Here is a 13,996-nt window from a genome sequence, read left to right on the forward strand (position 1 = left end):
TGGGGGGCCGGGGGGGGGGGGGGGGGGGGGGGGGGGGGGGGGGCGGGGGGGGGGGGGGGGGGGGCCCCCCCCCCCCCGGCCCGTCGGGCTCGTCGGTCCGGTGCCGTCGTTCCCGGCCCGTCGGTCGGGTGCCGTCGTTCCCGGCCCGTCGGTCGGGTGTCGTCGCTGCCGGACCGCCCGGACCGCCCGGACCGCCCGGACCGCCCGGACCGCCCGGACCGTCCGGACCGCCGCCCCCGGTCCCGCCCGGCTCAGCCCACCAGGCTCTCCCGCCATGCCCGGTGCAGGCCCGCGTACCGGCCCTCGCCGGAGACCAGCTCCGACGGGGTGCCGTCCTCCACGATCCGGCCGTCCTCCATCACCAGGACCCGGTCCGCGACCTCGACCGTCGACAGACGGTGGGCGATCACCACCGCCGTACGGCCCGCCAGGACCGTGTCCATCGCCCGCTGCACCGCCCGCTCGCCCGGCACGTCCAGGGAACTCGTCGCCTCGTCCAGGATCAGCACCGCCGGGTCGGCCAGCAGCGCCCGCGCGAAGGCCACCAACTGCCGCTGGCCCGCCGAGATCCGCCCGCCCCGCTTCCGTACGTCCGTGTCGTAGCCGTCCGGCAGGCCCACGATGAACTCGTGCGCCCCGATCGCCCGCGCCGCCTCCTCGATCTCCGCGCGCGTCGCCTCCGGACGCCCGATCGCGATGTTCTCCGCGACCGTCCCCGAGAACAGGAACGCCTCCTGCGTCACCATCACCACACCCCGGCGCAGCTCCGGCACCGTCAGGTCGCGCAGGTCCACGCCGTCGAGCCGCACCGCCCCGTCCGTGGGGTCGTAGAAACGGGCCAGGAGCTTGGCGAGCGTCGACTTGCCCGCGCCCGTCGCCCCCACCACCGCGACCGTCTGGCCCGCCGGGACCGTCAGATCGAAGCGGGGCAGCACCTCACCGCCCGTGCGGTACGCGAACCGCACCCCGTCGAAGACCACCTCGCGGCCCGGCGTGCCGGTGCGCACCGGCAGTTCCCGGGGCTCCGCCGCCTCCGGCACCCCCGGCGCCTGCGCGAGCAGACCCGCGATCTTCGCGAGGGACGCGGCGGCCGACTCGTACGAGTTGAGGAACATGCCGAGCCGGTCGATCGGGTCGTACAGGCGCCGCATGTACAGCACCGCCGCGGCGAGCACGCCCAGTTCGAGCGAGCCCGACGCCACCCGGTGGGCACCCCACAGACACATGCCCGCGACGGCCGTGTTGGCGACCAGCCGCGAGCCGACCACGTACCGGGCCATCTCCAGGAGCGCGTCGCCGTTGCTGCGCTCGTGCCGCCGGTTGAGCGCCGCGAACTCCGCGTCGTTGAACCGCTCCCGGCGGAACGCCCGTACCGGACGGATGCCGTTCATCGTCTCCGCGAACTTCACGATCACGCCCGCTATCGCCGTCGAACGCTCGGCGTACACCGCGCCCGCCCGCCGCCGGTACAGCCGCACCAGCAGGTACAGCGGTACGAACGAGCCCACCGCCACCGCCCCGATGCCCAGGTCCAGCCAGAGCAGCACCAGGGAGATCGACACGAACGACAGGACCACGCCGATCAGTTCCTGGAGTCCCTCCGCCAGCAGTTCCCGCAGCGACTCCACGTCCGTGGTCGAACGGGAGATCAACCGGCCCGAGGTGTACCGCTCGTGGAAGTCGACGCTCAGGACCTGGGCGTGCCGGAAGATCCGGCCCCGCAGGTCGAGCAGCACGTCCTGGTTGATCCGGGCCGCCCCGCGCACGAAGACGTACTGGAGGAGACCGGACAGCGACGCGCACAGCAGATAGCCGAGACCCACCGCGACCACCGGCCCGTGGTCACCGGCCCGGAACGCCGGAACGCCCCGGTCGATGGCGTACGCCACGAGCAGCGGCCCCGCCTGCACCGCCACCTCCTTTACCAGCAGCACCAGCGCGGCGAGCACGACCCGGCCCCGGTGCGCGGCCAGCAGGGAGCGCAGCAGCGCGCCCGTCGCCCCGCGCGGCGCGGGCAGGTCGTCCCGGTCGAAGGGGTCGCCGGGCGCGTCTCCTCCCGGGGCGGTGGGGCCGACGGGACCGGTGCTGGCAGCGCTGTCAGTGCTGGCAGCACTGTTGGTGGGGTCCGCCGGGTCCCGGCGCCCGGTCAGTGCGGTGTCCGTCATCGGTTCCCGGCCTCTCCGTCGCCGCTCTCGCGGGCCTCGCTCTCCGTGGCCCGGTTCTCCCCGGTCCGACTCTCCCCGGTCCGGTTGTCCGCGGCCCGGCTCTCCCCGGCCCGGTTCTCCTCGCCCCGGCCGCCCCCGGTCAGGCCCTCCCCGGTCTTGCTCTCCCCGGACATCAGCCAGGCGTACTCCTCGCTGCTCCGCAGCAGTTCCTGGTGGGTGCCCACGGCCGCTATCCGGCCTCCGGACAGCAGGGCCACCCGGTCGGCCAGCATCACCGTCGAAGGGCGGTGCGCCACGACGAGTGCCGTCGTCTCGCGCAGCACCTCGCGCAGGGCCGCCTCCACCCGTGCCTCGGTGTGCACGTCGAGCGCGGACAGCGGGTCGTCCAGGACCAGGAACCGGGGCTTGCCGACGACCGCGCGGGCCAGCGCGAGCCGCTGCCGCTGCCCGCCGGACAGGCTCAGGCCCTGCTCGCCGACCTGCGTACCGGCGCCACCGGGCAGCCGGTCGACGAACCCGTCGGCCTGCGCGACGCCCAGGGCGCGGCGCAGCTCCGGCTCGCCCGCCGAGGCGTCGGCGCCCATCAGGACGTTCTCGCCGACGCTCGCCGAGAACAGCGTGGGCTCCTCGAAGGCCACCGAAACCAGGGACCGCAGCCGCTCCCGTTCCATCAGGGCGATGTCCTCGCCGTCGAGCAGGATGCGCCCGCCGGAGGCCTCGTGCAGCCGGGGGACGAGGGCGGTCAGCGTGGTCTTGCCGGAGCCGGTTCCGCCGACCAGGGCGAGGGTCTCGCCGGGGCGGATGTGCAGGTCGACGCCGTCCAGTACGGGCGGGGTGCCCGCCGGGGCGTCCGGGTAGCGGAACGACACCCCCTCGAACCGCACCCCGCCGGGCCCGTCGGCCGAGGAACCCCAGGTGGCGGGGGCGTCCGGCTCCACCTCGGCGTCCATCACCTCGAAGTAACGTTCTGTCGCGGTCGCCGCCTCCTGGCTCATCGCGAGCAGGAATCCGATCGACTCCACCGGCCAGCGCAGCGCCAGGGCCGTGGACAGGAACGCGACGAGCGTCCCCGCCGACAGATCCCCGTCCGCCACCTGCACGGTGCCGAGGACGAGCGCCGCGCCGATCGCCAGCTCCGGTACGAAGGTGATGACGGCCCAGATCATGGCGAGCAGCCGGGCCTTGACGAGTTCCGTGCCGCGCAGCAGCCCGGACAGCTCGCGGAAGGCGCGGGCCTGACTGCGGTGTCGTCCGAAGCCCTTGACGATCCGGATGCCGAGGACGCTCTCCTCGACGACCGTCGTCAGATCGCCCACCTGGTCCTGGGCGCGCCGCGCGACCACCCCGTACCGACCCTCGAAGACCGAGCAGACCAGTACCAGCGGGAGGACCGGGGTCAGCAGCACCAGGCCGAGCGACCAGTCCTGGGCGAGCAGCAGGACGTAACCAGCGAGGATCGTCACGCCGTTGACCAGGAGGAACGTCAGCGGGAACGCGAGGAACATGCGGACCAGCATCAGATCGGTCGTGCCGCGCGAGAGGAGCTGGCCGGACGCCCACCGGTCGTGGAAGGCGATCGGCAGCCGCTGGAGCCTGCCGTACAGATCGGCCCGCATGCGCGCCTCGACGGAGGCGAGCGGGCGGGCGACCAGCCAGCGGCGGAGGCCGAACAGTACGGCCTCGGTGATGCCGAGCAGCAGCAGGTAGAGCGCGCCGAGCCACACCCCGCCCGGGTCGCGGTCCTGGACGGGCCCGTCCACCAGCCACTTCAGGACGAGCGGGATGACGAGCGACAGACAGGAGGCCACGACGGCGACGAACGCGGCCGTGAACAAACGCGCCCGCACGGGCCGCACGTACGGCCAGAGCCGCAGCAGCCCGCGCACGGAGGACCCCCCGGAGGGCGCGGACCCGTCCTCGGGCCGCGTGGACCCGTCCCCGGGAACGGACTTGTCCCTGGGAACGGACCCGTCCCCGGGAACGGACCCGTCCCCGGGGGTGGGCCCGTCCCCTGGAACGGGCTTCGGACCGGGACCGGGCGCGGGGCCGGGCGTGGAGGCGGACAGGGGCTCGGGGGCGGGGGGTTCTGGGGCGACAGGATTCTCGGACATCAGGCCCGACCTTACGGTTCACCCCTGACACGTCTCATCAGGATTTCCGTCACACGGCGCCCGGCCCGCGGGCCCTTCTTGGCCCCCCCCGGTCGGCTGACCGGCACCGGCCCGGCACCGGCAACCGGCAACTGGCACCGGCCCGGCTTCCTCCCCCCCCCGTACATGAGGGGAAGAAAGCCGGGCCGTCGCCGCTCCGGGTCAGCGGATGACGGCCGAGAAGGAGTCCAGCTGGATCCAGCGGACGACGTTCGTCGACGGCGGCTCGCCATTCGCCGTCGACGTGCCGCGGACGATGAGGACACCGTTGGTGTCCGCGTCGACGCGGATCGCGTTGATGCCCTCGTGGTTGTTCCGCGCGGCCGTCCCCCGGGTCAGCTTGGGCGGGCGGGTACCGAGAGGCAGGGTGCCGAGCGGGGTGTCGGCGGTGAAGTCGCAGAGTGCCACGCCGCGCAGCTGGAGGAACTCCGTGCCGGCGAGCCGGATGATCCGGGCCTGGGGCGGGGAGCCGTTCTCGGCGGTGATGCCCGCTGCCAGGGCGATGTTCGTCCAGTCGGTGACCGTCTGGCAGCCGGTGAGGGGATCGGTGGCGGTGGCAGCGGCAACGGCCGGGGTGGCGGCGGCGAGCGGTACGCCGACGGCGGCGACGGGGGCGGCGAGCGCCGCGGCGAGCAGGGAGCGACGGCTGGTCGTGGTCATGGGGTGATCCTCCGGATCGGTGAGTGCGGGGAAGCCGCCGGGCGGCGTGGTGGGGACCGGGGAACGTCAGCGCCAGACGGCGGACACGTTGTCGAGGTCGACCCAGGTGATCGCGTTGTCGGCGGTCGCGCCGACCACCCACAGTTCGCCGTGGATGTTGGCCTCCACACGGCAGATCGCGCGCCCCCTGTTGTTGCTGCGGGGCGCGTTGTGCCGGAGCGTCACCGTCGGGCGCAGCCGGTGCGGCAGCGTGGCGATCCGGAGGTCCTTGGTCAGCCCGGGGGAGACGGACACACCGCCCCGGAGCTGGAGGTAGGTGGTGCCCGCGAGGGCGACGAGCCGCCCGCGCGGACGCTCGGCCCCGGGGCGGATGCCCTCGGCGAGGGTCAGGTCCTCCCAGTCGGCCAGGACCTGGACACCGTCGACGGGGGGCTCGGTGGGGTACCAGCAGATGGTGACGTCGCGTGCGCCGCCGTCGGTCGGGACCGTGTTGCTGAAGCCGAACAGCAGCCGGGCCTGCCCGGTCGCGGGGTCGATCTCGGCGGCGAGGCCCTCCGGTTCGCGGCGCTTCAGACCGGGGGCGCTGGTGACGACCACGGGCTCGGGGTCGATCGGGGCGCCCGTCGACCAGGAGAACCTCCTGAGCAGGGTGTGGCCCGGGAACGTACCGTTCGCCTCGGTGTACTTGGCCCACTGGTACACGTACAGGACGTCGCCCATGGTCTGGAAGCCCTGGAAGCTGAGGTTCTTCTCCAGCTCGGGCTTCGGCGGCAGGCTGGGGGCGACGGTCGCCGTCGGCTGGGTCCTGGTGATGCTGACGGGGGCGCCGATCGGGGTCCACGTGCCGACGGCGGCCTTGGCCGCCCCGTAGCGGGTGAAGTACCGCGTGGTGCCCTGGATATGCATGAGGGTGACCGTGGCGGTCGGGGTCGTCGGGTCGTACGACGGGCCGGTCGCGGTGCTGCCGCCGGGCGGGGTGAACTTCGGCAGCGTGGTGTCGTCGTCCCTGAGCACTTCGCCCTTGGCGTACTTGAAGCGCGTGACGGCCGTGCCATAGGCGACGGCGTCCTTCGGGTCCTCCGGCGTCGTGACGCGCAGCGGGCCGCACTCGGTCCACAGGTAGGTGTCGGTTCCGACGGGTTCGGCACCCAGGGCCAGGCCGTGGCCGAAGCCGACGAGCTGCATCGAGTCGAGCCAGACACCGGTCTGCCGGTTGAACCGGTTGAGGATCAGGTTCCCGGACGTCCGCTTGGCGGTCTCCTGGGACTCCAGCTGCAGGACGAAGACGTATCCGTTCTTCGTGTCGGTGGCGATGGCCTGCGGTGCCGGGTTCTGCGCGAGGTCGGCCGTCTGGATCAGCCGACCGGTCGGGCCGGTCGTATCGATGCCGTTCGCATCTGTCGTCATCTTCTTCAGCTCCCCCTCGGACCCTGTGCGGATCACAGTCCGGTGGATCATCACATGAAGGAACGCGCAGGTCGAGGGCAATGTCGAGCCGCGCAAGGGGACGGGATTCTCGTCCGATGTCCCGCCCCCACGCGGGGTGATGGGGGCGGCAGTCAGGTGCGGTCGGACTCGATGGACCGCCGAAGTCGACGGCGGGAAAGGGTCATTGGACGGGTCACGGCGACATGCCCGACCGGAGGGGCGTGTGGGGGCCGTCGGGATGGGACCGACCCAGGGAGGCGACGTCTCTTCCGCTTCTCCTCCACCGCAGGACAGTTGCGGCTACGGCGTCTGCCAGTGGTCGGCCCACGCTCTGGCCGCTGCCACGGTGCGGTCCAGGTCGGTCGTCCCGTACGCCTGCCACGCCTCCCAGGACCGGGCTTCGGCCTCGGCGAGGATCACCACCGCCTCCCGGGGCGCCTCGGCGAACGCGGGGACGCGGGCGCACCAGCGGGCGGCCTGCTGGACGGTCTGCTCGCCGTCCAGGACGAGCCGGAACCCCCACAGGGCGGTGTCGGTCCAGGCGGGTCCGCGCATCGCCCACGCCCAGTCGATCATCCGTACCCGGCCGTCGCGCTGGGTCATGAAGTTGGAGGCGGCCGGGTCGGAGTGCACGAGCCGGTCGCCCGTCAGGAGCGGCTCGTCGACGGGGTCGCAGTACTCGCCCCACCGCTCCCACGCCGTGCGCCGTACCGGCTCCGGCGCGGGGAGCAGGCTCAGCTCCTGCAGGACGGCGGCGACCGATGCGAGGTGCTCGCCGTCGTCGCCGAAGTACGTCCAGGCCGACGCCTGGAGGCCCTCGAAGCAGAGCAGGAGCCAGCCGCCCGCCTCCTGCCGCCACAGCACCTTCGGGGCGCTGGGCGGCAGGAACGGGCCGACGGCGGCCTCGGTCTCCAGCTCGCCGATCCGCTCGTGGTCCAGCGGCAGGCCCTTGACGAACACCATCCCGTCGCCTGAGGACGGCCAGAACCAGGAGGCGAGCGCGGAGGCGGTGCCGTTCTCCACCTCGACCCGTGGACTGTCTTCCCCGAGCCGGTCGGCGACGGCCCGCCGGGTGGCCTCGGGAAGTTCCTCGAACGGAACCCGGTCGACGCGTGCGGTCATTTCCCGGGCCTGGGCTTCTCGGGGTCGTTCGGCGGGAACGGCGGGTTCTTGTTCGGCCGGGTGGGTGGGCCGGTCGACGGGCGGCCCGGCGGGGGCTTCGTCGACGGCCGGGGCGCGGGCTTGCGCGCGAGGACCGCCACGCCGGTCAGACCGTGCCGTCGGCGACGGCGGTGACGAACGAGGAGAACGCGCCCGGCCGCATCCACAGTGCCGGGCCGCCCGGGTCCTTCGAGTCCCGGACCCCCACGGTGGTGTGGACCGTACGGGCGTCAGCGACCTCGACGCAGCTGTTGCCGTCGCCGCCGCTGTGGGAGGACTTGAACCAGGTCAGCAGCTTTTCGGGGTGCGTCATTCCGGGTTCTCCTGTCGTACGACCAGCGGAACGAACCATGGTGGAGTACGGACCGCCCGGCCAGGTAGAGGGCGGTTCCGGCCACCCGGCGGCCCCGGGGCGCCGCTACTTCACGATGACGTCGGAGGTGCACTTCGGGTTGGAGCGGGGCGGGTTCTGGTGGGCGATGGCGTCCTTCCAGCGCGCACGGACGGTGTCGAGTGCGGGCCCGTCGGCGGGAGTCGACAGCCACGCGTCCGGGATCTTCCCCGGGGTGTGGAAGATCCCGATGACGTACTGGTGTCCCGGGCGGAGAACCGTGCTGTAGTCCTCGGCCGATGACAGGGCCCCGTCCGGGGCCAACTGTACGTTCTGGGTCATGTCCAGGGACGCCGGGAGCGTGCCCTTCAAGTTCTCGGTGACGCGGACGTGCGACAGGGACTCGTGGTAGCCGTCGCGGGCGGTGACCTTGATGGTTCTGTCCACGGTGACGACGGCGATGGCCCCGGCGAGGCCAGCACGGTCACGGTCGTTCTCCATCGCCGGTACGCACACGGCGGACACAGTGACGGTGTCGTCTCTGAACACCCCGTACGCGGCGGCCGAGCCCGAGAGCACGACCGCCCCGGCGAGGGAGATCAGAAGAGTACGGTTCATCGGCCCCTCGGCTACGGCGTGGAGGCGGTGTCCGCGCACGGCGTGATCAGCTACTTCATGATGACGTCGGAGCACGCCGGTTCGAAGCGGCGTGGGTTCTGGTGGGTGATGGCGTCCTTCCAGTACGTACGGACGGTGTCGAGCGCGGTGCCGTCGGCGGCCGTCGACAGCCATGCGTCCGGGGTTGCCTCAGGCTCTCCGTAGACCGCGATGACGTACCGGTGGCCGGGCTGGAGTGCGGCCTTGTAGTCGGCGGCCGACACGAGGGTGCCGTCCGGAGCGACGTCGACGTTCTCGGTGACGTCCACGGACGCGGGCAGCGTGCCCTTCAGGTTCTCGTCGACCCGGACCCGGGAGAGCGCTTCGTGGTAGTCGGGGTGCGTGGTGACCTTGACGGTCTTCTCCACGGTGACCACGGCGATGGCTCCGGCGAGGCCGGCGCGGTCGCGGTCGTTGTCCATGACTGGCACGCACGAGGTGGACACGGTGACGGTGTCGTCGTCGAGGGCCACGTACGCGGCGGCGGACCCGGAGAGTGCGGCGGCTGAGACGAGGGACAGGAGAAGGGTGCGGTTCATCGGCCCCTCGGCTACGGCGTGGTGGTGTCCGCGCACGGCGGCTCGACGAAGTTCTTCCCGATCTCCGTCTTCCAGTGCTCGGCGACGGACGTGGCGGTCGTGGCCGCCGGGACGGCCGGGTGAAGTGGGCGAGCCAGGTGCCGTCATCCGGGCCGAGGACGGACACCTCGTAGCGGCCGCCTGGCTGCACTCTGGCCTCGGCGTCCTTCGGCAGGCCGATCTCCGCCTCGGCGGGAAGGGTCCCCTTGTAGACGGCGAGGGTGCGGACCTTGAACATCTGTACCCCGGTGTCGGCTTGGGGGCCCTTGGAGACGAACCGGCCGCGCTCGACGACTTCGACCAGGGCGAGGTTCTGGGCGCGGGCGGCTTCGGCGGCGTCCGAGTCGGTCTGTGCGCACAGCGACTCGGCGTGTACTTCGCTGTCCTGCTGGGTGCAGGCGACGCCGCCGATGCTCACCACGGCCACCGCCGCGAGGCCGGTGGTGCCGAGTGCGAGCCTGTTCATGGCGGTCAACTACTTCACGACGACATCGGAGGCGCACCGCGGGTCAGAGCGGGGCGGGTTCTGGTGGGCGATGGCGTCCTTCCAGTGCGCGCGGGACGTGTCGAGCGCGGGCCCGTCGGCGGGCGTCGACAGCCACACGTCCGAGGTCGGCTCCGGCGCCTCCGCGATTCCGATGACGTACTGGTGTCCCGGGCGGAGCGCCGCCTTTCGCTCAGCGACGGAGGTGAGGGTGCCGTCCGGGTTCTGGCCGACGATCTGTGTCACCTCCAGGGCGGCCGGGAGGTTTCCCTTGAGGACTTCGACGACGCGGATCTTCGACAGGGCCTCTCGGTGGTCCGCGTAGGCGGTGACCTTCACGGTCTGGTCCACGGTGACGACGGCGAAGGTGTTGGTGAGGCCGGCGCGGTCGCGGTCGTTCTCCATGACCGGCACGCACGAGGCGGACACGGTGACGGTGCCGTCGTCGAGGGCCACGTACGCCGCAGCCGACCCTGAGAGCACGATTGCCCCAGCGAGGGACAGGAGGAGGGTGCGGTTCATCGTCCCCACAACTTCTTGAGGTTGGCCTTGTCGACGGAGGTCGGCACGCTGATGGTGCTGGCGTTCTCTCGCATGACGCTGTTGGCGGAGTTGGCCTTGTGGCAGAGGCCGAGGGCGTGGCCCAGCTCGTGCACGATGACGTTCCGCCGGTATCGAAGGTCGTCTCCGAAGTCGACTTCCATGGCGTGCGTGTTCAGGTAGATGTAGTCGGTGGCGGCGGTGCCGCCCCGGTGCTCGTAGTAGCCGCCGTACCCGTCGGTCTTGCTGGTGTAGTCGCGGAACTCCAGATCGTTGACGGTGGTCGCGGTGTCACCCGCGATGTTGATCGTCTGGATCTTGTTCCACTCGGAGATCGCGTACTTCCGGAGGTCGTCGTACTTGGTGGCCTCGGTGAACCGGATCTCCAGGTCGTCGACGGCTGAGTGCCCCCGGGTCTCGGACTTTCCGGGTACGCACGCGGCGGCTCCGGGCGCCGCCGCCGCTGTGGCGTACGGGGCGTTCGCCGTGGCGAGTGCGAGCACGGCGGCGGCGGTGAGTACGGCGACCTGCGGAAAGGCCATGGGCGTCCCCCTGACTACGCGGGCGGGACGCCGACCATAGTGGCCAGCCGCCGTGCGTATGTACTGTGGCCCGCCGCTGTCACCCGTACGAGGGTCACCTGGGTGACGCCTCGTCACCTACCCCGGCCCGCAGGCTCCGGATACCGAACAGGCCCCGCCTTCCAACGAGTCGGATGGCGAGGCCTGTTCGGTATCCGCGGAGCCGACCGCAGGTACTGTTCTGGTGTCGATGCAGAACGGAGCTCAGTATGCACTCTCTGCCGGAAGACCACATCGGAAGGCGTGTCGCACGTCTTCGTCGAGAACGACACCTGACCCAGGTATCCCTTGCCCAGCTTTCGGACCTGTCCATCAGCCTCATCACCAAGCTGGAACAGAACGACGTCAGGGCCACGCCGCACGCCATCGCCAAGATCGCGCGGGCCCTGGGCGTCGAGGTCGCCACGGTCATCGGCCAGCCCTACGAGACCCAGCTTCGCGCCGATGAGCTGGACTTGCTCATCCGGCCCATCCGGGAGGCTCTCGACGTCTACGACCTCGGTCCGGACCCGGCCATCACCCCGCGTACCGCGAGCGTTCTTGTCAGCGAGGCCGATGACCTGTGCGCGAACGTTCGGGCGGGCGAGATCAAGGTGGCGGCGTCGAAGGTGGCCGGACTCATCGAGGAGGCCACCACTGCCGCACACCTCGCCAGCGGTCGCGACGGCTGGCTGACCCTCGCGAGCACCTACCGCACCGCGTACGACGTCGCCACGAAGCTCGGGTACGCCGATCTGGCGCAGCTCGCCCTCGCTCGGCTGGACTGGGCGGCGCAGCGCGGCTCCGACGCTGTTCTCGGTGGCATGTTCCAGTACCTCCGCGCTCTCGCCTACCTGCGCGAGGGGCGCTATTCCACGGGTGAGCGGCTGGTGACCAAAGGCCTTTCCACTCTCGAACAAGCCGATTCGTCGCGTGAACGGCGGGTTGTCACCGGGCAGCTCCATCTGGGGGCCGCGGTGATGGCCGGGCGGGCGCATGACAAGGAAGTCGCGCTCGGGCACATCGCGGAGGCGGACCGCATCGCCACCGGGACCGGCGAGTCGGTCAAGGTCCACTGGCTGGCGTTCGGCCCGACGAACGTGAGCGTTCACAGGGTGGCGGTGCTCGCGGAGCTGGATCAGTACGGCGAAGCGGTCGAGGCGGCACAGGAGGTGATCGTGCCGAGGGACTGGCCCAAGTCGCGCACGAGCCATCACTTTGCGGAGGTCGCACGGGCGCAGCTCTGGACAGGCAAGATCGACGCCGCCTTCCAGAGCCTGCTCAAGGCGCGGAAGGCGGCTCCTCAGCAGGCGAAGTACCACCCCTTGGTACGGGACACATATGCGGGTCTCGAAGCCGCGTACCGTCAGCTCCCGAACAGCTTCCTCTCCTACGGCTCCTGGCTGGGGTCCCCCACCGGCTGAAATCGCACAGCGTAAAACGGTGGCCTCAACTACCAAATTTTCAGTGGTAGTTGAGGCCCTTGCGTGAGGTCACCATGTCGGCACTTGTCCATCGACATGGAGCCGACCATGACGACAACACGCTCTGTGGAGCAGGAGCGCACCCGTCGACGCGCCCTCTCCGCCGACGGCCCGGGCGCACACAACTGCACCCCTGAGCCGCTCATGTTCTCTTTCGACCGCAGCCCGGACTCCGTGCCGGGCGCGGTGTCCCCGAGGAACGCCTGCCAGCCCCGACAGGCCCGCCGCATCTTGCGGGCCGCACTCCGGCACTGGAAGTGCGTCGACGTGATGGACACCGCGTTGTTACTCCTCACCGAGCTGGTGACGAACGCCCTGCAGCACGGCGACGGCCCGACTGTCGGCGTCCGGGTGGAGCTCCGGGACGGTTCCCTCATGGTCGCCGTCACCGACGGCTCGGCCGCCGTCCCGGTGCCACGGCGTCCGGGGCCCGACGCCGAGAACGGCCGTGGCCTCTTCCTCGTCGACGCCCTGTCCACCTCCTGGGGTGTCAGCCCGGACGGCGGCACGACCTGGTTCGTCCTCTCTCTGACCGAAGGGGCCACGACGTGACCTCCGCCTCCGGCGCGGGAAGCGTCCGGCGCGAGGCCGCGATGCGGCTGCCCGCCGATCCCTCCGCCCTGAACGCCACCATCCACGCCCGTACGCGGCTCACCCTCCTGGGCTGGTGCGGCAACCAGGTCTCCGCCGTGAACGTGCTGTACGTCCTGGTCCGCAACGCGCTGCGGCACGGTGTCGTCCCCGGAGACCCGGACCACGCGAGGCGCGGGATCACGGTCCGGCTGCGCGTCACCGAGACCCACCTGCTCCACATCGACGTCACCGACCCGACCCCGGAGTTCCCCGACTTCGACAGGGCCGTCGCCGGAGAGTGCGGGCGCGGACTGTGGGGCGCGAAGCGGCTCGGCGCCGTCGTCACCTGGTCCCGCGACCTCGAACACGGGGGCAAGACGGTCCGCGCCACGATGCGACCGGGACCGGTGGACCCGTGAGCACGCGGACCGCCGACCAGCTCGTCCTCCCCGGCGCCACCGGTCCCGGGCACCGCGTCCGGCGCCCGTGTCGAGCGGTCGCGAAACGGCCCGGCGGAACTTCCCGATACCCGTGGCCGGCAGCGGGTCCGCCGCCGGCCCGAGCCAGCCGTGGTCGGCAGGGAGTCCGGCCGACCACCCACCACCGGAGGCGGCACCTGTGAATCACCCTCACGAGCACGCGGTTCGGCGCCGGGTCACAACCCTGGGGCCGACGGGCACCGATGCCCAAGTGGAGGCAGACCGGTACTTCGACGAGGTCCTCCTGGAGCCCTCCTTCGAGAGCGCGATGCGAGCCGCCTTCCATGCCAAGGCCTATGCCCTGGTCGCAGCCGGGTTCGTCGAGCGGAACGGCCCGCAGGCGACGGACCTGTGGGTGAACCTGCACTTCCGGCACCTCGGGCGTATGCGGATCGTCTGCGTGTGGGAGAGCCCGACGAAACCAATGTGCGTGGCCACCGGTCCCCGGGTCCCCGGCCTCGCGGACGTACGGTCGGTCGCACTGCACCCGGCGACCGAGGTGTTCGCCGGACGGTTCACACCACAGGCGGAACGCCACTACGTGGACGCCAAACCGCTCGCCGTCCAGCGGGCCGCAGACGGCATCGCGGACAGTTGCATCGGCTCGCTGGACGTCATCGCGCGCTATCCGGCGCTGACCGTGCACGAGACCTTCCAGCCGACCATGGTGTGGGTCCTCTACCAGCCCGTCCCGGAGCATCAGCCCGCCCGGCAGGGCGAGTTACCCCCACCATGAACCACCATGA

At 71.6% G+C, this 13,996-nt stretch carries 14 protein-coding genes; 4 read left to right on the top strand and 10 right to left on the bottom strand.

Features of this window, described 5'->3' with window-relative positions:
* Positions 1 to 251: 251 nt before the first annotated feature.
* The 10 genes from ACIRQY_RS34670 to ACIRQY_RS34715 all read right to left on the bottom strand — a co-directional run bounded on the left by ACIRQY_RS34670 (position 252) and on the right by ACIRQY_RS34715 (position 10,696).
* The gene (locus ACIRQY_RS34670; RefSeq protein ID WP_403932540.1) at positions 252 to 2,165 is read right to left on the bottom strand and encodes an ABC transporter ATP-binding protein; all 1,914 of its coding nucleotides are present in this window, start codon (positions 2,163 to 2,165) and stop codon (positions 252 to 254) included.
* Entirely contained in the window at positions 2,162 to 4,051 is a 1,890-nt protein-coding gene (locus tag ACIRQY_RS34675) for an ABC transporter ATP-binding protein (protein WP_403932543.1), read from the bottom strand. The genes ACIRQY_RS34670 and ACIRQY_RS34675 overlap by 4 nt, the downstream gene beginning before the upstream one ends.
* A 426-nt stretch (positions 4,052 to 4,477) precedes the next feature.
* On the bottom strand, positions 4,478 to 4,975 hold the full coding sequence (locus tag ACIRQY_RS34680) for a hypothetical protein (RefSeq protein ID WP_403932546.1): 498 nt from the start codon (positions 4,973 to 4,975) through the stop codon (positions 4,478 to 4,480).
* A 66-nt stretch (positions 4,976 to 5,041) separates the two neighbouring features.
* A complete protein-coding gene (locus ACIRQY_RS34685; protein ID WP_403932549.1) occupies positions 5,042 to 6,382 on the bottom strand; it encodes a hypothetical protein in 1,341 nt (446 codons plus the stop codon).
* Between the two features lie 321 nt (positions 6,383 to 6,703).
* Positions 6,704 to 7,525, bottom strand: coding sequence for a phosphotransferase family protein (locus ACIRQY_RS34690; RefSeq protein ID WP_403932552.1), 822 nt, complete (start codon positions 7,523 to 7,525; stop codon positions 6,704 to 6,706).
* Positions 7,526 to 7,670: 145 nt separating this feature from the next.
* Positions 7,671 to 7,877, bottom strand: a complete 207-nt coding sequence (locus tag ACIRQY_RS34695; protein WP_403932555.1) for a DUF397 domain-containing protein — start codon at positions 7,875 to 7,877, stop codon at positions 7,671 to 7,673.
* 105 nt (positions 7,878 to 7,982) lie between these two features.
* Positions 7,983 to 8,513 carry a hypothetical protein gene (locus ACIRQY_RS34700; protein ID WP_403932558.1) on the bottom strand — a complete coding sequence of 177 codons (531 nt, stop codon included), beginning with the start codon at positions 8,511 to 8,513 and terminating at the stop codon, positions 7,983 to 7,985.
* A gap of 50 nt (positions 8,514 to 8,563) precedes the next feature.
* Entirely contained in the window at positions 8,564 to 9,091 is a 528-nt protein-coding gene (locus ACIRQY_RS34705) for a hypothetical protein (RefSeq protein WP_403932561.1), read from the bottom strand.
* Positions 9,092 to 9,605: 514 nt separating this feature from the next.
* Positions 9,606 to 10,136: a hypothetical protein gene (locus ACIRQY_RS34710; protein WP_403932564.1), complete on the bottom strand. Its 531-nt coding sequence runs from the start codon at positions 10,134 to 10,136 to the stop codon at positions 9,606 to 9,608.
* Positions 10,133 to 10,696 carry a matrixin family metalloprotease gene (locus tag ACIRQY_RS34715; protein ID WP_403932567.1) on the bottom strand — a complete coding sequence of 188 codons (564 nt, stop codon included), beginning with the start codon at positions 10,694 to 10,696 and terminating at the stop codon, positions 10,133 to 10,135. Before ACIRQY_RS34715 ends, ACIRQY_RS34710 begins: the two co-directional genes overlap by 4 nt.
* Before the next feature lie 248 nt (positions 10,697 to 10,944).
* On the opposite strand from ACIRQY_RS34715, the gene ACIRQY_RS34720 reads away from it, so the two are divergent.
* From ACIRQY_RS34720 to ACIRQY_RS34735, 4 genes are all read left to right on the top strand, one after another.
* A complete protein-coding gene (locus tag ACIRQY_RS34720; protein WP_403932570.1) occupies positions 10,945 to 12,138 on the top strand; it encodes a helix-turn-helix domain-containing protein in 1,194 nt (397 codons plus the stop codon).
* Positions 12,139 to 12,246: 108 nt separating this feature from the next.
* Positions 12,247 to 12,750, top strand: a complete 504-nt coding sequence (locus ACIRQY_RS34725) for an ATP-binding protein (protein ID WP_403932573.1) — start codon at positions 12,247 to 12,249, stop codon at positions 12,748 to 12,750.
* Positions 12,747 to 13,190: an ATP-binding protein gene (locus tag ACIRQY_RS34730; protein WP_403932576.1), complete on the top strand. Its 444-nt coding sequence runs from the start codon at positions 12,747 to 12,749 to the stop codon at positions 13,188 to 13,190. Before ACIRQY_RS34725 ends, ACIRQY_RS34730 begins: the two co-directional genes overlap by 4 nt.
* A gap of 271 nt (positions 13,191 to 13,461) precedes the next feature.
* The gene (locus ACIRQY_RS34735) at positions 13,462 to 13,986 is read left to right on the top strand and encodes a hypothetical protein (RefSeq protein WP_403932578.1); all 525 of its coding nucleotides are present in this window, start codon (positions 13,462 to 13,464) and stop codon (positions 13,984 to 13,986) included.
* Positions 13,987 to 13,996 lie beyond the last annotated feature (10 nt).

The sequence above is a fragment of the Streptomyces sp. NPDC101490 genome (genome assembly GCF_044767145.1).
Taxonomy (GTDB): domain Bacteria; phylum Actinomycetota; class Actinomycetes; order Streptomycetales; family Streptomycetaceae; genus Streptomyces.